Origin of the sequence: Salipiger marinus (assembly GCF_035481585.1) — a bacterium.
In the GTDB taxonomy this organism is placed as follows: Bacteria; Pseudomonadota; Alphaproteobacteria; order Rhodobacterales; family Rhodobacteraceae; genus Salipiger; species Salipiger marinus.
Genome location: NZ_JAYKSL010000025.1, coordinates 1 through 24,127 on the forward strand (window position 1 = coordinate 1; position 24,127 = coordinate 24,127).

General features: G+C 61.0%; 26 protein-coding genes and 2 pseudogenes. 2 read left to right on the top strand and 26 right to left on the bottom strand.

Annotation, left to right across the window (positions count from 1 at the left end; translation table 11 throughout):
- The 5 genes and pseudogenes from VK682_RS22960 to VK682_RS22980 form a co-directional block, all read right to left on the bottom strand.
- Positions 1-379: pseudogene (locus tag VK682_RS22960) on the bottom strand (endonuclease); the annotation flags it as partial.
- A complete protein-coding gene (locus VK682_RS22965; protein WP_324782603.1) occupies positions 366-959 on the bottom strand; it encodes a helix-turn-helix domain-containing protein in 594 nt (197 codons plus the stop codon). The pseudogene VK682_RS22960 and the gene VK682_RS22965, both read right to left, overlap by 14 nt.
- A gap of 519 nt (positions 960-1,478) precedes the next feature.
- Positions 1,479-1,685 carry a hypothetical protein gene (locus VK682_RS22970; protein ID WP_007120662.1) on the bottom strand — a complete coding sequence of 69 codons (207 nt, stop codon included), beginning with the start codon at positions 1,683-1,685 and terminating at the stop codon, positions 1,479-1,481.
- Between the two features lie 538 nt (positions 1,686-2,223).
- Positions 2,224-3,153 (bottom strand): DUF2493 domain-containing protein, encoded by a 930-nt coding sequence (locus VK682_RS22975; RefSeq protein WP_100269158.1) that lies wholly within the window; start codon positions 3,151-3,153, stop codon positions 2,224-2,226.
- Between the two features lie 819 nt (positions 3,154-3,972).
- On the bottom strand, positions 3,973-4,902 hold the full coding sequence (locus tag VK682_RS22980; protein ID WP_230798262.1) for a LysR family transcriptional regulator: 930 nt from the start codon (positions 4,900-4,902) through the stop codon (positions 3,973-3,975).
- Positions 4,903-5,005: 103 nt separating this feature from the next.
- Here VK682_RS22980 and VK682_RS22985 point away from each other — a divergent pair, with 103 nt between their 5' ends.
- On the top strand, positions 5,006-5,725 hold the full coding sequence (locus VK682_RS22985) for a putative quinol monooxygenase (RefSeq protein WP_045320533.1): 720 nt from the start codon (positions 5,006-5,008) through the stop codon (positions 5,723-5,725).
- A 243-nt stretch (positions 5,726-5,968) separates the two neighbouring features.
- Here the strand turns inward: VK682_RS22985 and VK682_RS22990 are convergent, their stop codons facing one another.
- From VK682_RS22990 to VK682_RS23070, 17 genes and pseudogenes are all read right to left on the bottom strand, one after another.
- The gene (locus tag VK682_RS22990) at positions 5,969-6,550 is read right to left on the bottom strand and encodes a rhomboid family intramembrane serine protease (protein WP_076535532.1); all 582 of its coding nucleotides are present in this window, start codon (positions 6,548-6,550) and stop codon (positions 5,969-5,971) included.
- 148 nt (positions 6,551-6,698) lie between these two features.
- Complete coding sequence (locus VK682_RS22995; protein ID WP_324782604.1) at positions 6,699-7,106, bottom strand: hypothetical protein; 408 nt, start codon at positions 7,104-7,106, stop codon at positions 6,699-6,701.
- Between the two features lie 285 nt (positions 7,107-7,391).
- A complete protein-coding gene (locus tag VK682_RS23000) occupies positions 7,392-8,120 on the bottom strand; it encodes a DUF736 family protein (RefSeq protein WP_108693639.1) in 729 nt (242 codons plus the stop codon).
- A 124-nt stretch (positions 8,121-8,244) separates the two neighbouring features.
- Positions 8,245-8,546 (bottom strand): annotated as a pseudogene (locus VK682_RS23005) (hypothetical protein).
- Between the two features lie 100 nt (positions 8,547-8,646).
- Positions 8,647-9,108 carry a DUF6915 family protein gene (locus VK682_RS23010; protein ID WP_084615404.1) on the bottom strand — a complete coding sequence of 154 codons (462 nt, stop codon included), beginning with the start codon at positions 9,106-9,108 and terminating at the stop codon, positions 8,647-8,649.
- Position 9,109: 1 nt separating this feature from the next.
- Positions 9,110-9,496: a DUF6878 family protein gene (locus VK682_RS23015; protein WP_324782605.1), complete on the bottom strand. Its 387-nt coding sequence runs from the start codon at positions 9,494-9,496 to the stop codon at positions 9,110-9,112.
- 122 nt (positions 9,497-9,618) lie between these two features.
- Positions 9,619-13,881, bottom strand: a complete 4,263-nt coding sequence (locus tag VK682_RS23020; protein ID WP_324782606.1) for a strawberry notch-like NTP hydrolase domain-containing protein — start codon at positions 13,879-13,881, stop codon at positions 9,619-9,621.
- A 357-nt stretch (positions 13,882-14,238) separates the two neighbouring features.
- A complete protein-coding gene (locus tag VK682_RS23025) occupies positions 14,239-14,595 on the bottom strand; it encodes a YnfA family protein (RefSeq protein ID WP_037275584.1) in 357 nt (118 codons plus the stop codon).
- A 32-nt stretch (positions 14,596-14,627) separates the two neighbouring features.
- Entirely contained in the window at positions 14,628-15,866 is a 1,239-nt protein-coding gene (locus tag VK682_RS23030; RefSeq protein WP_037275586.1) for an MFS transporter, read from the bottom strand.
- Positions 15,863-16,531, bottom strand: a complete 669-nt coding sequence (locus tag VK682_RS23035; RefSeq protein ID WP_037275588.1) for a cytochrome c biogenesis protein CcdA — start codon at positions 16,529-16,531, stop codon at positions 15,863-15,865. Before VK682_RS23035 ends, VK682_RS23030 begins: the two co-directional genes overlap by 4 nt.
- A gap of 129 nt (positions 16,532-16,660) precedes the next feature.
- Entirely contained in the window at positions 16,661-18,013 is a 1,353-nt protein-coding gene (locus VK682_RS23040) for a dihydrolipoyl dehydrogenase family protein (protein WP_037275590.1), read from the bottom strand.
- A 23-nt stretch (positions 18,014-18,036) separates the two neighbouring features.
- The gene (merA, locus tag VK682_RS23045; RefSeq protein WP_037275592.1) at positions 18,037-19,467 is read right to left on the bottom strand and encodes a mercury(II) reductase; all 1,431 of its coding nucleotides are present in this window, start codon (positions 19,465-19,467) and stop codon (positions 18,037-18,039) included.
- A gap of 1 nt (position 19,468) precedes the next feature.
- A complete protein-coding gene (locus VK682_RS23050) occupies positions 19,469-19,606 on the bottom strand; it encodes an SHOCT domain-containing protein (protein WP_157057501.1) in 138 nt (45 codons plus the stop codon).
- Positions 19,603-19,989: a mercury resistance system transport protein MerF gene (merF, locus tag VK682_RS23055; RefSeq protein WP_037275593.1), complete on the bottom strand. Its 387-nt coding sequence runs from the start codon at positions 19,987-19,989 to the stop codon at positions 19,603-19,605. Before merF ends, VK682_RS23050 begins: the two co-directional genes overlap by 4 nt.
- The gene (locus tag VK682_RS23060; protein WP_045685387.1) at positions 19,986-20,240 is read right to left on the bottom strand and encodes a hypothetical protein; all 255 of its coding nucleotides are present in this window, start codon (positions 20,238-20,240) and stop codon (positions 19,986-19,988) included. Before VK682_RS23060 ends, merF begins: the two co-directional genes overlap by 4 nt.
- A gap of 17 nt (positions 20,241-20,257) precedes the next feature.
- Positions 20,258-20,563: a heavy-metal-associated domain-containing protein gene (locus VK682_RS23065; RefSeq protein ID WP_037275594.1), complete on the bottom strand. Its 306-nt coding sequence runs from the start codon at positions 20,561-20,563 to the stop codon at positions 20,258-20,260.
- A 15-nt stretch (positions 20,564-20,578) separates the two neighbouring features.
- A complete protein-coding gene (locus tag VK682_RS23070; RefSeq protein WP_230798174.1) occupies positions 20,579-21,046 on the bottom strand; it encodes a mercuric transporter MerT family protein in 468 nt (155 codons plus the stop codon).
- A gap of 16 nt (positions 21,047-21,062) precedes the next feature.
- Here VK682_RS23070 and VK682_RS23075 point away from each other — a divergent pair, with 16 nt between their 5' ends.
- Positions 21,063-21,476 carry a MerR family transcriptional regulator gene (locus tag VK682_RS23075; RefSeq protein ID WP_172794922.1) on the top strand — a complete coding sequence of 138 codons (414 nt, stop codon included), beginning with the start codon at positions 21,063-21,065 and terminating at the stop codon, positions 21,474-21,476.
- Between the two features lie 269 nt (positions 21,477-21,745).
- Here the strand turns inward: VK682_RS23075 and VK682_RS23080 are convergent, their stop codons facing one another.
- The 4 genes from VK682_RS23080 to VK682_RS23095 form a co-directional block, all read right to left on the bottom strand.
- Positions 21,746-22,264 carry a type II toxin-antitoxin system YhaV family toxin gene (locus VK682_RS23080; RefSeq protein WP_045685393.1) on the bottom strand — a complete coding sequence of 173 codons (519 nt, stop codon included), beginning with the start codon at positions 22,262-22,264 and terminating at the stop codon, positions 21,746-21,748.
- Positions 22,261-22,587 (bottom strand): type II toxin-antitoxin system PrlF family antitoxin, encoded by a 327-nt coding sequence (locus tag VK682_RS23085; protein ID WP_044352810.1) that lies wholly within the window; start codon positions 22,585-22,587, stop codon positions 22,261-22,263. The genes VK682_RS23080 and VK682_RS23085 overlap by 4 nt, the downstream gene beginning before the upstream one ends.
- 127 nt (positions 22,588-22,714) lie before the next feature.
- Positions 22,715-23,368 (bottom strand): DUF6927 domain-containing protein, encoded by a 654-nt coding sequence (locus VK682_RS23090; RefSeq protein WP_324782607.1) that lies wholly within the window; start codon positions 23,366-23,368, stop codon positions 22,715-22,717.
- A 102-nt stretch (positions 23,369-23,470) separates the two neighbouring features.
- Positions 23,471-24,064: a regulator gene (locus tag VK682_RS23095; protein WP_324782608.1), complete on the bottom strand. Its 594-nt coding sequence runs from the start codon at positions 24,062-24,064 to the stop codon at positions 23,471-23,473.
- Between the last annotated feature and the right edge of the window lie 63 nt (positions 24,065-24,127).

A 24,127-nucleotide genomic window follows, 5' to 3' on the forward strand; every position in this document is an offset into this window, starting at 1 on the left:
CGATGGGGAAGGACATGAGCATGTGGGTGGTCTGTCCGAGCTTGGGCTTGAAGCCCGCATCCCACCGCTTGGCAAAGCGCTCGGTGAGGTCCTTGATGTCACCCGCCTCGAGCTTCGCCTTGCCATCCAAGAACCCACTGGAGTCGACGATATGGGTGGACTTGGTCGTGAGGTAATCGAGCTGGTTTGCGAGCTGCGATTTGGTATGCGTGCCCCCGCCCCGGATCGCCTTGAAGACCGCTGGCCGATGCCCCGCTGCCGCGCGAGTAAGCTGGGTCTGCTTGGCCACGTGCAGCCCCTGCATTGAGCCCCGGACGCGGCTCCAGCCATCCTGGAAGACCTCGCCCGTAACGGCATGGACGGCATCATTCAGCCGCATGCGCAAACTCCCTCAGCGCGGCCGTGGCCTGCAGCTGCATGGCGTCCCGACGGCGGCGCAGTAGCAGGTCGATCTCGTCAGCGGAATCCAGAATGAACCGCGCCAGCCCGCGCATCTGCGCAAGACGCAGTTCGGTGAACTCGGCACTCGTGCCCCCCACGGCCCCCTGCCCCATCCGGTTGGCCTGCGTCATCTGCTTGGCAATCTGCGCGACCCCATTGCCGACCTCGTGCAGTGAAGCGCGGTAGCGCGCCATCTCGGCCGCCATCTGCGCGTCCGGAACGAACACCCCGCCTGCCGCCTGAATGAGCCGCCGCAGCCCCTCGGCCCGGCTCTCGATCCCCGCCTTCGCCAGCACCGCGTCGAGCGCCGCAAGCTCAGCGGCCGTGACCTTCACACTGACCGCTGAGACCGGAATTGCGGCATCCGTCTGGCGCTCGGCATCGGCTTTGAGCGTGTACTGGATCGCCCGCACCGACACGCCAAACCGTTCCGCCAGCACTGAAGTGGAAACGCCTTCCGCAGCTTCGCGAACGATCTCCATGCGGTCCGCATCTGTGAGACGTTTTGAGCGCGACATGCGAAGAAAGACCCCCTATTTCCTGCCACCTTCCACCAAGGCTGCCCCTACATTACGATAATATACTAAGCTGTCAATTATATACTTACGTTGCATTCAGGCTCAGGCAGCCTTGGTGTCCGCTTCCCCCGCGGCCCGCAGGGGCGCGGCTCTGCCGCCCTCACCACCGGGCGACCCACCTGCCCTAAGGGTCCCGTCCGCCAGCCCCGCCCGAGGCTCTGGCCGAACACGCATGTGTTCGGACGGAACCGCGGGCGGGCGCAAACCCCACCGACAGGGCGGACAGTCAGGGTCAAGGAGGGCCAGATTTGGCTTGCCAAATCTCTGCCGCAAAAACCGGGAGGCCTTGGCCGATAGGTTTTTTGCGGATGGCCCCCTTGAGGCTGACTGGCCGGTCTGTCGCGGCCTGGTCATTCCGGGGGGAGTGCGTCCGTTTAACGCGCGGGGGACCGGCATCCCTGGAACAGGGATCGGGCCGCCCCAAGATCGTCCTGGGGCGGCCCATCCTCGTCAGAGGATTTAGTCCTGGGGATCTTTCGCGCTCGGTGGGAACATCACCAGCTCCGAGACCGCGACCGGGAAGTCGAGCTTGAGGCTGAAGAACTCCGATCCATCCCCGTTGCGGGTGTTGCGGAACATCGCACCCACGCGCTGAAAACGGGTGCGCTCCTGGCCATCGGTGTCGGTGAACTTGACGGGGACGGTGGCGACGTAGTGGTTGGTCATTTGGGTTACTCCTTGTTGCGATGGGGATCATCCAGCACGGGGGCAAGAGGCCCGGTCGCAAGCGCAAATGCGGAGGGTCCGCGGCCAGCCGTGGAAGCCGTATTTGTGCTTGCCGAAGCGGGAGCGGAGGGCACGGACGGGCCGACCCCGTGCGATCCACATCTATGAGCAAAAAGGAGTGATCCGGATGACCCTTGCCATCACGCAGCCGCCACCATCCGCGTCCGCGTCCCGCCGAGCCTGGCCGGGGTGCTGACGGAGCCCGCCCGCGTGGATGCGATGTTCCGAAACACGCCCCGAGGGACGTGCAGGTCTTCAGCCTCATGTGCGACGTCTCGACCCCTCGCGTCTTGCGCTGCTGACGATGTGCGTCATGGGCTCACCATCCCCATCCCGTACCGATGCGGATGGGCCGCACTCTGACGGACTGGGTAGAGGGATGGCAGTGCCGGCCGCTGCAGACTGCCGATCACGCATGACCGATCGCACGCGCCATGAGACATGACGAAAGGGCCGCGCCAAGCGCGGCCCCCTCTCTTCAATCCTGCGACGCCTTCTTCGCCGGGTCCGCAACCCGCATGACCGTCAGGCCTTTCGCTTCCGCCTTCTGCCCGAGGTTCAGTGCGACCCCGTTGCCGCCGAAGAGTACAACCCCCGTCGCCGCGAACTTGTCGTCCAGCATCTCATCGTTGCACTTGAACGGTGCCGCCCGCCCGTGCGCGGACCAGCGCGGATCGAAGCGCGCCTGCGCGACCCCGCGTGCCCGGGCCCACCGAGCCGCAATCATCTCCGCCCCGTGCTTGCCACCCTTGTGGCAGAGGAAGATCTCCTGGTTGCGGTTCTGCTTGATGCGTTCGCGAACCTTGTCGAGCGTGTTGAAGATCACATCGACATCGGTCCAGTCGGTGGCGCCTGAGACGATCAGGGGAACCCCCTCGACTTTCGATTTCTCGGCAGTCTCGCGGTCGTGCTGCTCCAGGAGCTGCCGTGCCTCGAAGACCGCCCCGGTCTCTTGCGCCCGGACGCTTGCGCGGGAGCCTGCCGCCGGGATGAAGGCGTGGCCCGTTTCAATCTCGTAGCATTCCGCCGCCGCCTCGCTCATCACCTCAATGGCGCTGACGATCTCGCGCAGCTGCACGAAGCGGGCCTGCGCCTCTTCGAGCGCGGTCTCGGCGATCTCCGATCCGTCGTGGGATTTTGCCAGCGCGCCGATCTTGTCGGCGGTGCGGTCGACCTCCTTGCCAAGCGCCACCTTGCGCCGCTGCAGGATCGTCGCGAGCCCATGGGCCAGCGGTTCGATTTCGGCTTCAAGCCCGGTCCCGCGCAGCTGACCGAGCAAAGCCTCGAAGCTCTCGCGGATGATGTGGTCGGTCAGGACGTGATCCTCCGGGATCGGGAGCTGCGCGTCCCTCTCGGTCAGCCCGAAAAGTTCGATGGTCTCGTAGGTGTTTGCGGTGTCGTAAGCCATGTCTGGTCTCCAGTGTTCGGTTATAGAGCCACCACGTGAGTGTGGGGGCATGGCCGAATGTCTGGTTTCCGAATCTGCCCGGGTCAGGGACGGCGCAGCCGCCGGCTTGCCGGGCGCAAAAGTTTTCCGCGCGCAACACCCGAGACACGCGCGCCCTCACGCACGGGACCGCGCCGCACCACAAGCGGCGCCCTCGCCGAAAAGTTTTGCGATCCTTGACGCGGGCTGATTTGGGGGCCATCCGGAGGATATGCTTCCGCACTCATGTGTGTGTGTTTTGACGGTAGGTTTGCCCGACCCGAGCAGGCAAACGGCCCGACCGGACGCGGAAGACGGATGGAGCGGCGGGATCGTTTTGGCCTCGGGCCAAAACAGACCAGAGCGCAATCCGGCGGAGCGGCCGGGGAGGGACGTGCTCGCGAGGCGGGCAAACCGGGATGCCAGGCGCGACGCCGCGGTGAGGCCGCATGGCCGAATGCGCGACGGACCGAAGGGCCGTTCTCCCCTGCGACACGCGAAGCCGAGCAGGGGAGGCCGCAAGGCTCTGGCCACGGTTGATGTGCAGGGACTACGCTGCCGACTATAGGGATTGCTTGTCCAGGCATTCGACGTGATCGGCGGAAAGCGGACATTCACTGCGAGTGCGAAAGCATACTGTCTGAGACATGATTGCGACAATTATTGTCTCAGCGTCAGCGCCAGTTTGACCTGCCCCCATTTTCAGAACCACTCGTAAGTCGAGCCTGATGGCACGAAAGCATCGTTTGAGCCCTAATTGCAGAATGATACACGATGCGCCCGGGTCGATAACCGGCGTCGTTATGCTGGCGTGCGCATAATCTCACGGATCAGATCATTTGTTTCTGATCTCGTCGTTTGGTGCCGATATCGAACGGCCAAAACAGTTCGTGTTATTTCAAGGCCATCGATGGGTTTCGACACCAGGCCCATGTCTGATGGAATAGCGGTGGCTGGTAGGATCACCGCACCCGAACCCTGCCGGGCAAGTTCGATTAACCAATCCACGCGATTTGACCGATAGGCCGCGTAGAGGTCGTAACCTTGATCTGCGCAGGTTCCATGTAAAGTATCCCGCATTTCGCAATTCAGTCTGTCAAGCATGTCAGTTTGAGCAAGCGTCGAAAGAGAAATTGTATTTAGTTCAGACAATGGATGCGACTTTGACACCACGACCTTGTAGTCCTCTTCATAGAGAATGTCTATACGATAGAGGTCTTCACTGACCTTGTCCGCGGTGACGACAACGTCAAAGTCACCATCTCGTAACCCGGAAAGAAGCTCGTGGGATGACGCAACGATCAATTCGATTTCGGCTTGCGGCACGCGCTTGCGCATACGCTCCATAGCTGCCGAAATTCTGCTGTGGCCAATCGTTTCGCCGACACCGACAGTGATAGGAACTCGCTCCAACCGCATATGACGGACTGCCTCGGCCTTCGCCTGTCGCGTCTCGTCGTATATTTTCTGCAATCTTGGCTGCACGAGTTTTCCCAGCGCGGTCAGCCTGCAGCCTGCACGGTCTCTGACAAACAGGTCACCTCCAAGTTCGTCTTCAAGTTTCTTGACCGCAGTCGTCAAGGAAGGTTGGGAGACATTGGAGGCACTGGCCGCGTGGGTGAAGTTTCGGTGCTCGCAGACAGCGAGAAAGTATCTGATCTGGTTCATTTCCATCGCCGCATTCTCCGTCACATCTCCGGCCGCGCCATCAAAACAAGTTCGATAGCCCATGTCTATCAAAGAATAGCATTTCGGAATTGGAGTCCACCGCATCCGGCATGGGACAAGAGTGCATCGAAACCAAACACGATGCACTTCAAAGCAGGGGCCGACCATGAAATCGCAAATTCTTCAGACACTCGCCGCACTGGCTCTGATCGCAACTTCTGCAACTGCACAGGACAATCCAATGGAAAATCATACCGCCAGCTACATCGCCATGCCCGCCGCCGAAGGCCAGTCCGAAGCTTTCGCGGAGTTTCTGGCGGGTGCCGCACCTATCGTGCGGGACACAGAGCCGGGCACCGTCCTTTGGTTTGCTCTGCAAGCCAACGATACGCTCGCAATCTTTGACATCTTTGCAGATGAAGAGGCACGGAACGCTCACTTCTCAGGAGCGGTTGCTGCGGCTTTGAACCAAAACGCCGACACACTGGTCGACGGAGGATGGGACGAAGGTGTTGTCGCGAATATCAACAACTCCGATGTCCTGTCGGTCAAGGCGCCGGTTGATCTCACCACGGCAACGACCGCAACTTACATCAAGCTTGAAGCTGCGCCGGGGAAAGGCCGCGAATTGGCAGCCTTGCTGACCGCCGCCGGCCCCATCGTCGCAGATACCGAACCCATGACATTGTTCTGGGCGGCGCTGCAAATTGACGAGAACAACTTTGCCATCTTCGACATCTTTGCCGACGATGCTGGCCGCGAAGCGCATTTTGCCGGACAGGTCGCCGGGCTACTGAATGAAAGGGCTTCGGAATTGGTCTCGGGCGGATGGGACGATGGTGTGGTGGCAAACGTCCGCAATTTCGACATCCTTGCTGCCAAGTAATCTCGAGCTGCGTTAACAAAGAAGTGCCCGGTGCAACCCATCGGGCACTTTGCTATTTGAGTTGAGAGTAAAGCCAAGTCGGTCGATTAACCGCAGCGAAATGGCATTTTATCCCAGTCTGCTGATGCTTACCCATTGAAAATTCTGCCGCCTATGCAAATGACCGTTCTAGTGCAGCTGCGCTCCAGCGCCGGACAGCTCGCCGAGCGGCAGCTTAGGGCCGACCAAGTCAGGCGTACTGCTTCAATCCAGATCGACGTCGCCCAGACGCGGCGCATGGACATGCGTTCGGACAAGAAATGCAGCGGCCGCGCCGGCCAAAGCGCCGAACAGATGAGCCTCCCACGAGACGCCAGGCTGACCCGGAAGAACGCCCCAGAGAATGGAGCCGTAGAGCAAACCGACCACCAGTGCCGCGCCCAGCGTGATCAGTGAGCGATCCACGAGGCCGCGCGCGACGAGGAAGCCAAACCAGCCGAAGACGAGCCCTGACGCGCCGATATGGATGGCCGAGCTTCCGAACAGCCAGACAAGACCGCCGCCGAGGCCGATCACCACGGCGTTCACCGGCAGCAAGGCTCGCGTGGTCGTTGCCACAAGCAGCCCACCCATCACCAGGAGCGGTGGCGTATTGGCCATAAGATGCGCGAAGCTTCCATGCAGGAGGGGCATGGCGATGACACCATCCAATCCGCTGACGTGCCGGGGGATCAGGCCGAAGGCCGGGTTCAAGCCGTAACCGATAATCCAATTGAGGAGGTGAACCGCCCAGAGCAGTGCGACAAAGGCGACAAGCGCCGCGGCGCGCCGAAAGAAGGCACGCATGTGTTCCCGGTTCATCATGTTGGCGACAGTAGACGTCACCACAGCACCTTCAACGGCTTTCGCGCGCTGCACAGGATGCCACCTCCAGGAAAGGGGGTTCGAGGCGGCCAACCTCGGTACGGCTCAAGCCAAGAGAATGGCTCCGATCTTACACGGTGTTCCCCGGGCGAAAGGGCTGCGGTTCACGCTCGGGGCGCTTCAGGGCTTCGGCGAATTTGCGGGCATTGTCATCGATCGTGCCGTGCCAAAGCTTCGAGACGAAGGCCCGGGCGTCTTGGACCGTCATGTCCTTCAGCGAAGAGGACAGCGCCATGAAAAGCTCATCCTCGCTGATCGCAGCGGCGCGGTGCATGGCGTCCGCGTAAAATGACGGGTCGTTGAAAACCTGCTGGTTCAGCGGCATCCGCGCGAGGTTCTCTTCCGGGATCGCCATGAAGATCGTGTCCTGCAGGTCGGTCAGATACGCACGCCGCGATGTGGATACCGGCTTTCCAGCTGCCTTGGCCTCCAGATATGCCTGCCTTGTCCTGTCGAGCTTTGCCCTTGCATGGGTCATGAGGACATCACGCTTGCGGTCAGGCAGCGCAAATCCGGTGCAGCGCTCGATATGGGCGAGGAGATCTGCAACCTCTGACTCAACATTAAAGCTCTCGAACCATGGAACCGTCCCTGATCTAGCCGCCACGCGCCCGCCCTCGATATTGCGATAATATATTATTGTATCGCATTTACACCAGATCGCAAGCGGGTGGCGTCCTTCACGCAAACGGACATGGAAAAAGGGGAACCGTGGTCCCACGGCTCCCCTTTGGGTTCAGATCGTCTCCCCCTCGCGCGCCGATTAGGCGACCAGCGACAGCCCCGCGCCTGCGTCTTGCGGCTGCTCACCGCTGTCGATGAACGGGATGATCGAGAAGGTCTGCCCGCCGCGCTGTTCTTCGTTCTGCACGGCGTTCACGCGCAGGTCGCCATCGGGCGTGTTGATCAGCAGCGACAGGTAGTCATTGCCCGTGCGGCTGCTTTTGGCCATCCACGCCGAGCCGACGCGGATTGGTTTACCCCGGGGCGAGCTGACCTCGATCCGGTAATCCGGGTGGGTCTCCTCGGATTTGTAGCTGTTCTCGATCAGCATGAACTCCAGATCGAACATCATGTTGGCGATGTAGCCGGTGAACGCGTTGTCGGCGTCCATGGCGGTGAGCTCGCCTGAGATCGAGCCGGATTTCATGAGGCCGTTGGAAACCAGCGGGATGATCTCGAACTCGCCGCTTTGGGCCGCGCGCGCCTCTTTCGTCTGCACCGCGTTGACCCGGAACGGGCCGAGGCCGACATCGATCTGCATCGAGATGTAGGGGTTGCCGCTGGTATTCCCGGTCTCGTTCCAGGCCGTGCCGATACGCACCTTGCGGCCTGATTTGTTGACTGCCGTCACGTCGTAATCCGGGCTGCGAGCGGACATCTTGGCCCGTGCCTCGAGCTGGATGGCGATGTCAAAGCGCGTCGAATGGATCATGCCGGTGTACTCGGCGGCTGCGGTCTCGACATTGCGGGTGAGGGTTCCTGCGAACATGGGATGGTTCCTTTTGGATTGGCCGGTGCCTGACGTTTTTGCCAACGCATCCAGGATTGCTTTCTCGACCCCTTGAGGGATCACAAATCAGAAAGCCTGCTTTCCTTTCAGCCCCGCCCACGGGTCAAAGCTGCCGTCCGAGTGGGAATGCCCCCGCGCCTCCGAGTGCTACGCCCTCCCCTGCCCGTCCGGTCTTGATTGGTTGCCCGGATTTTCCGCGCCGTCCTCCAATCGCGCGATGAAGAACTCCGCCTCTTTTCCGTTCAACCGGTGCCCGCCCCGGTCGGTCAGACCGATGCAGCTACCATTCGGCACATAGGTGATGAGGTACTGACCAAGCCGGTCCTTGTGGACAATGTAGCCGGTATTGGCCCAATGCACTGTCTGGCCGGCATCGACGGCCGCCTTGATGTCATCGAGTGTCATGGCGTCATCCTTACGAAGAATGGTGGGGAAACGACGCAAGAAGCCCGGTCGTCCAACCGGGCTTCCATGCAGCATTCGTTTGGCAAACGACCGAGATCTGTCAGGCACCTTGCGCGGCTTGCGTCGCGCGTGCCGCCATCCAATCCTTCAGGCCAAGAACCGTTCTTCCGGCGGCGACCTCGGAGGCCCAGGCAACCCTTGGGTCGCCGCAGGGCTCATCGCCAGAATGCCGGTCGATATGGCCATTGGCCATCCATGGCTCAGGCTGGATCCGTCGCAGCCAGTCCGCCATGCTCGGAATGCGGCCCTGACAGTCTTCGCGGACATGCTGCTCGCCGATCCAGCGCACGGGGATTTCTCGACCAGCGCTATTGGTCAGGGTCAGGCCGAAGACACGTTCGGCCTCGAACAGGCCTTGAGCGTGGTGGCGCATGGCTCGGTGCGTGAAGAGCGCGAGATGCTCTTTCGAGGCATCGAACCAATCGTGCACAGCCTGATAGTCAGACGGCACCCCGCCGAATTTCCGGGCAGAGCTTTCGGCATGATGAAGCGGATGGGCCATCTCAAAGACCCTCGACATAGCTGTGCGAGCATTCGACATAGCGGTCGGCATGATCCAAGGTGATACTGTCGGCGGTGATGTCCCAGGACAGCGTGCCGTAGCCGCCCTCGTTGTTTTCGAACCCCGGGTGATGGTGATAGGCGAGCGACCAGGCGAAATCGCCAACTTCTGTGACAAGCGGCTCCGGCAGGTTGACCTCTGCAGGCTGCACCGTCACATCCTCGACACTGCCGGAGTCGCCATAGCCTTCGTAATCGACAGCGACCTCGCTGATGCCAAGCGCACGTAGCTGAGCGAGCAGCTCCACTCTGGATGCCTTCAAGGTGGTTTCACGCTCTGCGCGCCACTGAGCCGCCATTGCGGCATAATCGATCTGGGGATTGGTCATGGGTCTGTCCTCTTGTCTGAAGTTGGGGGGGCCAGACGTGGCATTGGTCTGCGCGCGCCCGGAAAGCGCAGACCGGTGAAATCCCGATCCACGCCGCCCGACCGGAAGCTCGCTTTGACTTTTCAGGCGGCTTGTTCTGCAGCTCTAGCGGCTCCCTGCCCAACGATCCGGGCCAGAATGCTTCCCGTGTCGATCCCGTCCCCATGCGGCAGGAACACCCGCAACTGGAAGGCGATGATCTCCGTGAAACACCCCATGGCCTTGAGACCTTCAATCATGCCCCGATCCGCACCGCCCAGCTCGAGACGCATCTCGCCTGCGACCCGGCGACGGGTCAGGGTGAGACCCTGGCCCAGATCAACCGGCGCCGTGGTGCCGAGCGCAGCGGTCAACATCTCCTGCGGTGTTTGCGGGTTTGAGACGAGGAAGCGGGCGCGCAGCGCGGCCGCCCCTTCTTCGCTCAGCGTGCGCCCGATCATCGCTGTCGCCCCGTCCGGCGTGACCCTGTAGATGCGTTCATTGGTGGTCGGGATGTCCTTCCAGATCGGCAACAGCAGTCCTGTCAACAGGTAGAGCTTGGTCGTGGTGGTCTTGGGCAGGGATGCGGCCTCGGCATCCCAAAGTCCTGCAAACTCGGGCCTTCCGATGTCTTCCCAGGCCGAGGACTCGAAGCGCGTCTCTTCGAGGTAGCTGGAGCCATTGGGCCGCACCGCCTTGCGCATGAGCGTGACGATATCCTCGTCATACATCTGCATGGGCCGCGCCGCGATGAGCGCCGCGCGGCCAGACGCTCGGTTGACCATCGGCAGCTTGTCGGGATTGCGCGACATGGCCTCTTCGGCCCCAAGGACGTGGACCGGGTCGGTCACCTCCAGCCCGATGATCCGCGTCACGGCGCCGGATTTCGGGCAGGTCCAGAGATCCTCTGTGGAGACCTGTTCGATCTTTTCGCCGCGCAGGGTTTCGACGCCAAGATCGAGCGTGCCCGCCGCGCGCGCCCGTTCAGTCTGATCAGCGATCCGGCGCATGAACTCGGCAAAGAGCGCGTTCTGCATGTGGATGGGAAGGGCAAGCACCCGGTTGAGAAACCGCTGGATCGGGGGAAGCTCCTCAAGGAGAACCCCGTCGTTGTCGATCAGCCGCAGGGCCGTCCAGTCGGTGAAGCTCTCGTAGCTCATCGCCTCGGCCCGCCCGGCAGCAAGATCGGCGAAATACCCACGCAGCGCGGCCCGTGCGATCGGGCTTTCGAGATTGTCCTCCTCGCGGAACATGCCCTGCGAGCCGGTCTCGCGCTGACCCTTGGTCAAAGCCCCCAACTGGTCGAGGCGCTTGGCTATAGTCGAGGTGAAACGCTTTTCGCCATGCACATCCGAGGTGCAGACCCGGAAGAAGGGCGCGCTGATCTGGGCAGAGCGATGCGTGCGGCCCAGCCCCTGGATGGCCGCATCCGCGCGCCAGCCGGGCTCCAGAAGATAATGCCGGCGCCGTTTCTGGTTCTTCGCCGTTTGCGCCGCGTGATAGGACCGGCCCGTGCCGCCTGCATCGGAGAAGATAAGGATATCCTTCTCGCCGTCCATGAAGGCTTGGGTTTCGGATGAATTGCTGCTGGCGGCGCGCTTTTCGATGAAGAGATGACCATCCTCGGCCTTGAGGGGCCGGATGGACCGCCCCGTGACTTCTGCGACGGCCTCGTCGCCAAAAGCCCAGAGGATCTGATCGAGCGCCGAGGGGATCGGAGCCAGCGTCATCAACTCCATCATGGCCGCGTCACGCAGAGCGAGCGCCTCGCGCGAGACGACCAGCGCGCCAGTTTCATCGCGGAGCGGCTCGGCCACCATATTGCCATCGATCTCCACGAGCTTTTGAGCATGGATTGGGAAGGCCTGTTCGAGGTAGCCGAGAACATAGTCGCGCGGCGTCAAGGCACCCTCGACGAGTTCATCCTCGGGATCCATCGTCTCAAGCCGGCGTTTCAGCAGACTCTCGCCCGTCGAGACCACCTGGATGACGCAAGCCTTGCCCGCCGCCAGATCGTCCTCGATGGCGCGGATAATGCTTGGAGCCTTCATGCCCATCAGGAGATGGTTGAAGAAACGCTGCTTCGTGCTCTCGAAGCGGGACTTGGCCGAGGCGCGAGCGGCCGAGGCATTGGTCTCGCCAGAGGCGTCGTTGACGCCGGTCGCCGTCAGCGCGGCTTCGAGATTGTGGTGGATCGTCCGAAACGAAGCCGCGTATGCGTCGTAGATCTCGATCTGGGCCGGAGTGAGCGCGTGTTCGAGCACGTCATACTCCACCCCATCAAAACTGAGGGCGCGCGCCGTGTAGAGCCCGAGCGTCTTGAGATCACGGGCGACCACTTCCATCGCCGCGACACCGCCCGCCTCCATCGCCGAGACGAAGCTCTCGCGGCTTGGAAATGGGTATTCGGGCCCCTGCCCCCAGAGACCGAGACGCGCGGCATAGGCGAGGTTGTGCACGCTCGTGGCGCCGGTAGCCGAGATGTAGAAGACGCGGGCGCGGGGTGCTGCCAGTTGCAGCCGCAGGCCAGCAAGGCCCTGCTGGGAGGGTTTGACCCCCCTGCCCTGCTCGGACCCGGCCGCGTTCTGCATGGCATGGGCCTCATCAAAGGCCAGTACGCCTTCAAAGTCTTCGCCCATCCAGTCGAGGATCTGGCTCAGTCGTGTGGTGCCGCATTTGCCCGCGGACCGCAGCGTGGCGTAGGTGACGAAGAGAATACCGTCACCCATAGGGACGGGCTGGTCCGGTTTCCATTTTGAGAGCGGCTGGATGTCGGCTGGCGAGCCGCCGAGATCGGTCCAGTCGCGGATGGCGTCCTCGATGAGCGTGGCGGATTTGGAGACCCAGATCGCCTTTCTGCGACCGGCCAGCCAGTTCACGAGAATGAGCCCCGCGCATTCGCGCCCCTTGCCGCAACCGGTGCCGTCGCCGAGGAAATAGCCAAGGCGATAGGCACGTGCATCCGGGTCATCATCGGCGCGCGTCAGCTTGGTCTGGTCGTCATCGATCGCGAACCGACCCGGCAGGTCGCGCCCATGGGCGTCATGCGCCATGATGATGGTTTCCAGCTGCGCCTCGGATAGATGTCCCTCCTCGATCAACCGTGCGGGCAGTCGCAAGTCATCACTGCCCGTATTTGAGGGCATGGGCGGGGCAACCGAGGCCATGGCGATGCTTTCAACGAGCGGCGTGGGATGTTCCTGCGCATCCGCAATCTCGATCCGTTGCGGACGGTAGCGCGCATAGATGTCCGAGATGGGCATGTTGTTGCGCGGGGTCTGAAGGCTCGTGAAGCTGAGCGGACGGACGGCATTGGCCCTGGCTGTGGGGGCGGTGATAACACCGGCAGCGGTCTTGCGCGGGACAGATGATCGAACGGTCGGCCGAGCATGAGGGATCGCTTCAACCCGTTGGGCCGGGCTCATCTCGGTCCGTGTTGCGGCCACGGCATCGACAAATGGAAGGGCTTCATCCAGATCGAACAAAGTGGCGCGGATCATCTCGCCGCCCTCCTGCACCTTGTCGAAGACCATGAGCTGGGTTTCGACAGAGGTGCCGAGCTTGCGGTAGACCTGCCCCGGCATCGTCAGCGCCAATCGTGGCGTCAGGAGACCGCAGGCGCGGGACCAATGCGCGGCATCGCGTTCGGGCGTGAACCCCGGCGGCATGATCGCCACCAGGCGCCCACCTGGTGCCAGGCGCTTTGCAGCCGCAATGAGATGTTTGGCAGCGATGTGCTTGTCGCGGGATCGGTCGACCGAGGAGGCGAAGGGCGGATTCATCACCACGACGTCGGGTAGAACCGGCGTCTGCAGCAGATCATCGATATGCTCGCCGTCATGGCCTGTGACCTCGCCGCCGAAAACCGCGCGCAGGAGGCGCTGGCGAAAGGGGTCGATTTCATTGAGCAGAAGCGTGGCACCGGCCCGGGCAGCGAAAGCAGCCAGGGCACCGATGCCAGCCGAGGGCTCCAGCACGGTCTCGCCCTTGCGGATCGCCGCCGCCCGCAAGACCAGCGCCGCAAATGGCAGCGGCGTGGAAAACTGCTGCAGCCGGATCTGCTGCTCTGACCGGCGAGTTTCCGTCAGGAGCCGTGAGGCAAGCAGCTTTGCAGCGGCGATGTCACCTGCTGCACCGTCCCCACGCAGCACAACCTGGATGGCCGCGGCCTGCATCAGGTCATATGCCATGCGCCAGTCCCAGGCACCGCCGGCATCGCTGCCATGAAACGTCTCGCGCATGATGCGCGCGAGCGCTGAGCTGCGCAGGGGTTGGTGGTCGACCTCCGCGCCGATCTGCGCGATGGCAGAGACGAGATCAGTGTCGGAGATTGGGAATGCCGGGTTTGCCGGATTGGGCTTGGTCATGGGGGTTTCCTTTGGATCAGGGTCTGAGTTCCAAAGGACAAAAAGCCCGCTTTCGCTTTTCAGGGGATCCGGCCCAAAAGCTATTAAGAAGGGCGGGCCGTCAACGCAATCCGCCCTCCTCAGCAACAAAGAGAAAGCCACGCAGCAAAACCGCCGAACTTGTTGATCAATAAAGCCGACATTGAGGCGGCGCGCGGCGACCGGCCGCTAGGAGCCCACTTTGACCGATGCTGCACAAAGGATGTATGGCTGCTTTCGAGGGCGGTAGAAAACCTGCTTGATCGCTGCCGCGAGCGGAAGGAAAGCGCAGCCGATCTGTTGGAACGCGTGAAGCAGAAGGCGATCTAATCGAACGTTTCAGCGCTTCACCCCGTCTGCGGCCGCCTCTCTAATACTGCGCGGTGCCCAGAGAATAATACCTGCACCGACAAGGCAAATTACCGCTCCGATAACATCCAATTGATCAGGGCGATGGCCTTCCACACCCCATAGCCACAACAGGGACGATACGATGTAGATGCCCCCGTAAACAGCATAGGCGCGTCCCGCCTGGTCAGCCGGACTGAGGGTCAAAAGCCATGCAAAAGCCGCGAGGGACAGCATCCCCGGCACCACCCAGAACACGCTCTTGTCCAGCCGAAACCAAGCCCAGAAGGCAAAACATCCGGCGATTTCGGCCAGCGCGGCCACGAAGTAAATCAGAATTGTTTTCATTGGGTCAGACTTACGTATCCAAGCAATCGGGTCTATTCCTTAACATCCATTCGCGCGAGAATGATGGCTTGTCCAAATGCCGCTAACAGAGCAGTCGCGAAGACTATCCATGTTCCCAGTGCGGCGACGGCAAAGCCTCCGACGAGCGGGAGAACGAAAGCGGGTGCCGTAAGCGCGTTGAAATACCCGCTATAGGCTGGACGTTGGTCGTCCGGCGAGATCTCCATCAGCAGCCCGATGACGGCAATCGTCAGCCCATTCATTAATGCGCCGAGAACGAAGAATACGACAAGCAGGATTGGTACGAGTGCCTCCGCCGGAACGGGTATGAGCAAAAGAACCAGAAGGGCGATTGGCGGTGCGGTGCGGGCAACTGCGATCCCGCGCATCAGGCTCAGTTTGCCCCGGCTATCGCCCCACCAGCCCCAAAGTGGATTGCCCACGAGGGCCCCGATGGTCTGGGCACCGAGCAGAAGTGCTACGTTTTCAAACCCCACCCCAAGCTTGTCGGCGGCGACGATAAAGAACGGCGCTGCGATGAGAACTGCACCTCCGCACCATTGCGCAAAAACGAAGCGGCGGAACACTGGGTCTTCTCGGAAGGTCACAGCACCCTCACGCAGGTAGGCGGTAAAACTCCCGGCCACTTTGAGGGGTGTATTTCGCTCAGGCTCGCCCATCACGGTGAAGATGAAAGACGAAAGCAACATCAGGATCGCCGCGATCCCCAGCACGGCGGCATAGGATGCTGGAAATTCAAGCGTCCGCAACAGCCTGTCTGCCAACGCCGCGACGAAAAGCGCTATGACCCCTCCGCCGAAGAAGCGGATCGAAAGCATCCTGCTCCGGTGTTCTGACGGGACGGATCGGGCAACGATATCATTGTAAGGAACACCGACGATGCCGCTGAGGAAAGCGTAAAGAACCCAAAGTCCAAGGGTCGCGGCACCGAGTGTGACATGAGCCCAACCAGCGGTCGCGCCAATCCAGAGAACAATTGCGAGGATTGCAATGGCCGCCGTCCGTCCAAACGCACCGACGACATAGAATGGCATTGAAGACGCACCGCGACCGGCGAAGTAGCCAACGAAGAGTTGGGGCAGAAGCCAGCCGAGGCGCAAAATCGTAGACACCGCGCCTACGGCGACCGAACTTCCAGTAAGTTGATAAACCAGCGCCGACATCACCGTTGCGCTGTCCACCGCCGCCGATCCTGCCTGGAACGCGGTGCCTGCGCCAGCTACGTGCCAGAAGCGACGGCGAGGCGTCATATCCCGCTCCAATTGATGGGCTCGACAAACAGACCAAACCAAACAGACCAGATGCCAAGCCCGACGAAGATCGCGCCCAATAGCCAACGACGCGGTCGCAGCCAATCGGCAAGCCGATCAAGGGGCCTGGCAAGGCTGGGAACAATAGAGAGTGGCAACAACGGGAGCGACAGCGCGAAGGCGAAGACCGCCATCATCACAAACCCGGTCATGGCCGACCCGCTTACAGTTGCGGCACCCATCAATCCAAACAGGATTGGGGCTGCGCAGGCCGGAATGTTAAGTCCGAACGCCAACCCCTGAACGAGCGGGTTGGATGCCGCCTTCCAGCGCTCCGGCGCGAATCCAATGCGGCGGCGCATCGATTTGTCCCACCCCGCGAAGATCGCAAGACCAAGGCCGAGGTAAATTGCACCAAAAATGAGCCACGCGCCAGTCTGTACACCGATAAGGCGTTGGCCCAGCACGACGATCATCCCGCCAAATCCCCCCATCACGACGAGCCTGGCCAGAAGAAAGGTCATCGCCGCGCCGAACCGCTGCCCCATCGGGCGAGACCTCTGGCCTCCCAGAAACAACATGTGAGCGCCGATCGTGCAGGGTTCGATGAAACCGAGCAGGCCAAGGCCAAATGCAAGCAACAGGGCCTGATAGGTGAGATCCATAAATGTCTTTCATTGTATGATAAGTTTGATGATGGGCCTTCCACCAACCATAAGGTCAAGCGCTGTTCTTGATGCCAAGCAGGCATTTGTATTTGACCGCGCGTTCAGTGGGTTCCGCCAACTTTCAAATCAGAGCAGCGAGCCCAAATCCGATCCGACGCTGGGATAGACGGCGGTCATCGACTTGAGCTGCTTTGCGGTCAGTCCCAACTTCATCGCCAAGCCGAAAAAGTTGATCAACTCACCATATTCCGGTCCGAATAGGTGTGCGCCGAGCAACTTGCCGTCCGACCTATCCACCAACACCTTTGCGGCGGCGGATTTTTCTCCAATTCGGTAGTTGGAATACCAGCCGCCCGTATCAGTGAACCGGACATCGACATCATAACCGGCCTCTTTGGCTTCAGCCTCCAACATGCCGACGCGGGCCAGTTCGGGTACCGTAAACACTGCGGTCGGGATGCCGGAATAATCCGGCAAGATCTTCTGATCCTTGAGCATGTTCGAGGCCGCGACCTTACCTTCGATCACGGCAACGGGCGTCAGCGGCATTCCCTTGGTATCGGCGGAATCTCCAGCTGCAAAGACGGCGGCGTTCGTCGTACTTTGCAGATGCGGAGCCACAACGATGCCCTTGTCGCCATACGCGACATCGGCGGCCTCAAGGTTCAGATCGGCAAGAGCGGCGATGCGACCCGCGCCATGCACGACCAGATCGGTCTCAATGGTCGTTGTGTTGTCGCCTGTCTTCACTTCAACGGCAAAACCCGCACCGGAGGTTGTGATCGAGACGATTTCGGTTTCTCGTTGCAGGTCCACACCAACAGCGGCACTGCGCGCGATCAGCATCTCGACCAGATCAGGGTCAAAAGCGTTCAGCGGGCGGGCACCGCGATCTACGATGACAGGCTCGGCCCCAGCACGTGCGGCGATATGCGCAAACTCAAAAGATACGAAGCCGCCACCGACAAACAGGATACGCTTGGGCAAAGCCTCAAGATTGAGAAAATCCGTGCTGTCGATCATCAGATCGGCACCGGCGAAGGTGACAGGTCTCGGGATCGCTCCAGCGGCGATAAGGAAACGTTTCGATTGATAGGACTGCCCGTCAACTTCGAGCGCGTTGGCACCGGTGAACCGCGCGGCACCGTGCAACGTCTCGACGCCGTTTCCGGTCAGACCCTTTTCCATCTTGTCCGGCACCGGATCGGTAAAACCACGTTTGTGAGCCATCAGATCGGACCAGTTGATCTTTAGTCCGCTGGGATCGATCCCTTTGCCGTCCATCAACCGTGCGGCATCGACGATTTCAGCGCCACGCCGCAATATTTTCTTAGGATCGCAACCACGCAAGGCGCAGGTGCCGCCGTAGGGCAGCGCATCCACGATGGCCACGCGCCAGCCTGCCGCACCGCATTTGTTCGCCGCCGCAACCCCGGCCATGCCCGCCCCGATAACGATCAGGTCATACGTCTCACTCATATTTAGATCCTTCTTACGTGTCTTTATCCGGCGCAGCAGCTAAGTTTTGCCACGTCCATATCGAAAGTCTGCGCGGCCAATTTCAGGCCCTCGACCGTCGTCAGATAGGGAAAGATCGTTGCGCCCAAGTCTTTGGTCGTCATGCCGAACTTCAACGCCATGACCAGTGTCTGGATCGTGTCCGATCCTTCGGGTGCGATGATTTGGCCACCAAGCAGTTTGTCGGTTTTCTTATCCGCCACAAGCTTGATCAATCCACGTGTGTCGCGGGCGGCAAGAGCGCGCGGGACCTGATCGAGTGGCACGACCGAAGTCTTCACGTCGAACCCTGCGTCGCGAGCCTGTTGCTCGCTCAGCCCGACCCCGGCAATCTGTGGATCGGAGAACACGACCCAGGGCATGGCAGAATTGTCATAGCGCTGATCATCGCCCAGAACGGCGTTCTTCACAGCCAATTTTGCCCCGTAGGCTGCCATATAGACGAACTGGTCGCGGTCTGTCACGTCGCCCGCCGCATAGATGCCGGGCACCGACGTCTGCATGTCGTCGCCGATGACGATGGACCCGCGCGCGTCGGTTTTCACGCCGACCTCGTCCAAACCCATACTGTCGGTATTGGCACGCCGACCTGCGGTCGAAACAAGATGATCCGCCGTGACCTCGACAGGCTCGCCGCCCTGCATAACCCGCAAGGTCACGCCCGACGCGTCACGTCTGACGTTCTCATAACTCAGGCCGGTCAGCAGGGTGATCCCCTCGGCGGCAAAAGCGTCCGTCAAAGCCCCGGACACTTCCGGTTCGGCACCGGGAAGCAGGTGTGACCGTGTCACCAGCGTGACCTTCACGCCCATCCGGCTCATCATCTGCGCCAGTTCCGCCCCGATGTAGCCCGCCCCGATAAAAATCAGACTTTCCGGCAGGGTTTCAAGCTCCAGCAAGCTGGTGCTATCGAGTGCGCCGACCTCCTCGATTCCGTCAATCGTCGGCAGGACCGGATGACCACCGGTTGCAATGATCATTTTCATTGCGGTCAACGTGCGACCCCCGACGATGACGCCACCCTCGATCAGCCGCGCCGGACCAGTATCGATATAATCGACACCCGCGTATTCCGGCAGCAGGTCTGCGTATTTCTTCTGACGCAAGGTCGCGACCAGATCGTCTTTCGACTCGATCAGCGTGTGCCAGTCATCGAGTTGTGCGTGACCGGACAGGCCAGGAAACCGCTTGGCGGCATGTGCGCCATGGATCGCCTCAGCGGCGCGGATCATTGCCTTGGACGGCACACAGCCGACGTTCACGCAGGTGCCGCCGATGGTGCCATGCCCGACAAGTGCGACACGTTTTCCCGCGTCAGCAGCGGTGATTGAAGCGGAGAAACCCGCCGAGCCTGCGCCGATGACGATAAGGTCGTATCCGCCATTTCCATCATCATTCTTGTTGATATCTTTCATTTCAGCGCGCCTCGTGCAGATCAGAGTTTTTTCGTTTGGCAACGACCAGATAAATGATCGCACCAATGGCTATGAGCGGTGTCAGCATGCCAAGCATTCCGAAGAACATGCCAATCCCTGTGCAAGATCCCATCATCATTGTGTCGCTTCCTTGGATTTCATTTTATTGAGGTAGAAAGCGTAGACGCCGACAGCCACGAAAGCGCCGACCGTAATGCGCAGCGCGAAACGGAACTCGATCCAGATGATGAGGATCGACAGAGCAGCGGCAATCGCCGTCGCCCAGAGTTTCGGGTTCGGCCCCACGCGCCCGGCGCGCAGCCAGAGCGCTTGCGCCACGACGGCAAGGCAAAAGAACAAAAGCGGGAACAGCGCGTAGTCGAGCCAACCGGTCAAAGCCGACAGGCCGACACCGGCCACAACGACGACCAGGAGGGGTGTGAAGCAGCACAGGGCCGCAAAGAGTGCGCCACCCAGCCCCCATTTTAGCAAGCGGTCGGGGTTCTCAATGTTCTGGGTCAAGTAGCGCTCTTTCTTTCTGGAGAATGATTGGAAATCGAGGTGCGGCCATTGGCGGACCGCCGGAATTCACGAACGACAAGGAAGGCGAGCGCCACAACCAGTGCGACGGCTATCCAGCCAAGCCCCGACATCCACGCTGCGAGGCCGCCGAACGCCGCAGCAAGCAGAGCTGTGCCGCCACCGCAGCACACGATCACGACCGGAGTCGCAACTCCGAAACCCAGTAGCCCGCCCATAAGGTTGTCACGCATTGCAAATTTCCCCGTGGTTAGGACGCCGTGTCCGGCAGAGCCTGGGCGGGGTAGCCATTTGCCGCCACTGCATCGATGATGCTGTCCACGCTGGTCTCGGCATCATCGAAGGTGACACTGTAAACGCCCTGTCCATACTCGGGACCGTCAACGAAGTCGTCGATCTGGACCGATGGAACGCCGCGCATCGAACTGGCAACGATGAACGAACAGGAGGGGCAGGTCAGTTCGCCGACTGCAATCTCGACGGTGCGCTCTTCGGCAAAAGCCGCTGGGGCAAACGCAGCAATGGCCAGCGTTGACGATAACAGTACGTGTTTCATGATTTTGTTCCTTGTTTAGAATTTCAGAATGAAGGGCGTGATGTAGGGAAAGGCCATCGCTACCGCGACGATTGCGGCGGCGGCCCAAAGTGTCACCCGCATCACAGTCCGGTTGATTGGCCGGGCACAGGTGCCATCGGCGCAGGCGTCCGTATTCACCGGCTTGTATGCCTTGTAGAACCCGTATCCGAGAAACGCGGCACTTAGCGCGAAAGTGTACCATTTGTAGGCATAGAACGCCCCGAGCTGCGCGATGAAGACGCCAGTCACGCCGAAACTCACCAGCACAAGCGGCAGAATACAGCACGAGGTCATCGCCAACGCACCGAGAACGCCGAAGCCGGTCGCACCCCAGCCTTTCGCGGTGTCATCGCCAACCTGACGCACGTGGCCGGATTTATGGTCTGAAATACTTTGCTCCATCGAATCGCCCTTGTTCTGTTCTTTCCATCGTTCTACGGTCTGTAGTTGATACAGGCTCAAGGGATTTCTGCGGATAATGGATAACAGAAGCGTGAAAGCACTCCGGCGGGTCGATCTAGCACGGGCCACGGGCTGCAATCTCGAAACCATCCGCTACTACGAGACGGTCGGTATCATGCCCGACCCACCGCGCACCGCAAAAGGGTATCGAAGCTATGATGATATTCATGTCAAACGGTTGAAGTTCGTCATGCGGTCCCGCGATCTCGGTTTCTCCCTGGAAGAAATTCGCGGGCTGCTCGGGTTGGTCGATGACCGGTCTCAAACCTGCGCTCAGGTCCAGACCGTTGCTGAGACGCATCTTGAAGATGTGCAGGCGAAAATAGCCGATCTCACGCGGATCGAACGTGTCCTGTCGGAAACCGTCGCTCGATGTACAGGCGACGCCGCACCAGAATGTGCGGTGATTGACGCACTTCTCGAAGGTTAGTCCACCCTGAAAAAAGGGAACAACGGACCTTCGTGCATCGCGCAGCGAAAGCCCGGAAAGTCCGCATCTTACCAGTTCGTACACGATGCAGCGAACGGCAGGTGTACGGATAGGGAGGGACTTCTGAGAATTTCATCGTACCAGCCATATGACACACCAATGTCGCCTCTTTCACTCGGCTCAAGGGTGACGGGAGATAATATCGCAGAACGAGCCCCTTACTGGCAGCCTTAGCGGGGGATTCTGCCCCCTCCGGAATTCGACCCCACTTACCGATCAGGCGCCGCTTCAAGGGACGTCTCGAACCGCTTGTCCGCCGCCACTGCTTCTTTCAAGAGCGCGTCGAAATTGTCAGGTGGATTGCCATCTTCCAGCATCCCTTTGAACGTCGCATAGGCATCCGTCTTGCTGCCGTAGGCGCGCAGGGTCTTGTCGTCATTCACCCATGCCACCACGATGACCTTCGCATCGCTGTTGAAGCGGTAGAACAACCGATACTGCTGGAAGAATTTCGCCCGGAACCAGTGCTTGCGGTGGTCGCCGAGTGTGCCGCCTTGCCGGAAGGCTGCGGCACCCGGATCTGCCGGTATGGCCTCGGTCACCAGCTTGAAGATGGCGGCCAGCCGTTTCGTGGAATTTTTCTTGCGCCAGGTCTTGGGATCGCGTGCCTTACGCGCCTCGACCTCCAGGGTCAGCCCTTCGAGCTGGTCCAGAAAGAGCGGATGCGCATAAATCGACCATCCGTTTACGACAAGGGGCGCTTGGGCGGGCACGCTATCGCCGCTCATTCATCCTCGAGCGATAGCGGCGCATCGAGATCGACGTCAACGTCTCCGACCAGTGCTGCAAGACGGTCATGCAAAGCCCCATCGAACGCCCGAATGCGGTCCGGATGCGCCTTGATATCGGCCTCGACAAAATCGAGAAAGGCTCCGACCACGGGATCTTCCTCGTCGCTGCGCACGGGCTCGATATAGACCCTGCCACTCGGCTCGGTACAGTAGCGAATCTGGTCGCCCTTGCCTAGCTTGAGCTGCTTGCGCACACCCGCCGGCACGGTCGTCTGATACCGATCCGTGAGTTTCGAGACATCTTGTGCGAGCGCTGTCATGGCAGTCTCCTGAAAGAACGGGGGGTCTTTTCTGCCTGCGATAGGTAATGCATTTGCATTGCCTTGTCAAGACAAGCCGCAGGATCTGCTGTCGCCGGGCAGGCCGATGAACCGTCCGGCGCAGCACCTAATTTCGCCTCGCCAGGAACTCCGCCAGCACGGGACTGGCCGCGCCTTTCGCGGAGCTGAGCAGCTCCGAGCCCGCGAGCGTCGCTTTCGACAGGCGCACGAGGCCGCCGGTTTCCTCGATGCGGTAGCAGCGGCGTTTCTGCCGGCCCCGCCTGTAGTGCGTCGCGGTGACGATCTGGCATGTACTGCCATCGGTGAGCGTCACGGGCGTTGCGAGCCTGATCTTGTCGCCTTCCTCGTAGTCCGGGATCGCAGCCCAATCCCGGCAGCGCTGGCGCCAGGCATGAGCATAGCTGTCTGGGTCTTTCAGCTCGGACAGCAGGGCCAATAGGCTCAGTGGCGCGCGGGATTCGACCGGTCCCGCACTTTCCTCCATGTCCTTGTAGCCCCAGCACCCGTCATCGTATCGGGTGAGGAAGACAGCCCCGAAAGTGATGGAGCCATCCGCATCGGTGACATAGGTCGTGTCTTCGACAGGGGTGCCGTCGAGATTGGTGACCTTTGCCGCCGCATACCAGGTTGAGCCGACCTTGCAGGCCTTGACCAGTTCCGTCTTGCGCGTGTCGCCATGAGAGGTGCAGAGCCGGGCGATTTCCGCTTTCTCATCCGCGTAGGTCTGGACGCGGCCGTCGGTGTAGAAGAGCCATCCCATCTCAGAGTCCTTTCTCTCATTGGGGAAATTGTTGTCGCCAATGTCCCGAGAGGGCCGCAGGCCCGGCAGGGTATTGGCGATGCTTGTTTGAGAAAGGGCGCGTTACGCCGCCCTCCGGTCATCGATTTCCATCAGCGCATCGAGCGGCACGCGGTAGGGCTGCATGGCGTCGAAATCCTCGCAATTGCCGCAGTTCTGCACGATCGCGAAGGTGTCGCAGGCATCCTTGAGGATGACCCGGAAGGTGCCGCCGAGGCCCGAGGGCACGTCGTAGGTCCCGCCTATGAGATAATCCGAGGCCCGGCGCACGAAGACGCGGATGCTGTGGCCATCGGTGGCGAGCCGGATCGTCCCCTGCCCCCGGTCGATGAGCACCTGCACGTCATCCAGGATGTCGGTATAGAACTGGCCGATCAGATCGCGAAACGCCATGCGGCGCTGCGCCATCCAGTCGGTGTCCCGAAACGGGTTCATGCCGTCGGCGAAGGCGAAGGAGGGATCGGCCTGTTCGGTGGAGACGATGCGGGTGGTCGTGCCATCGATGCCGTTCGAGCGCAGATGCACACCATTGCCGACGATGAGGATCAGGGCGGGCCTGTCCACGGGCCCGTTCCAGTTGGGCAGGAAGGTTTTGCAGGCGCGCGCATGCGCGATCTGCGCCGCAACTGCGGAGGCAGAGAACTTGAGAATAGCCATGGGGATGTCTTTCTGTTCGGTTTGGAAGGGTCGACCCGCGCGCTCGGGATGCTCCGCGCGGGT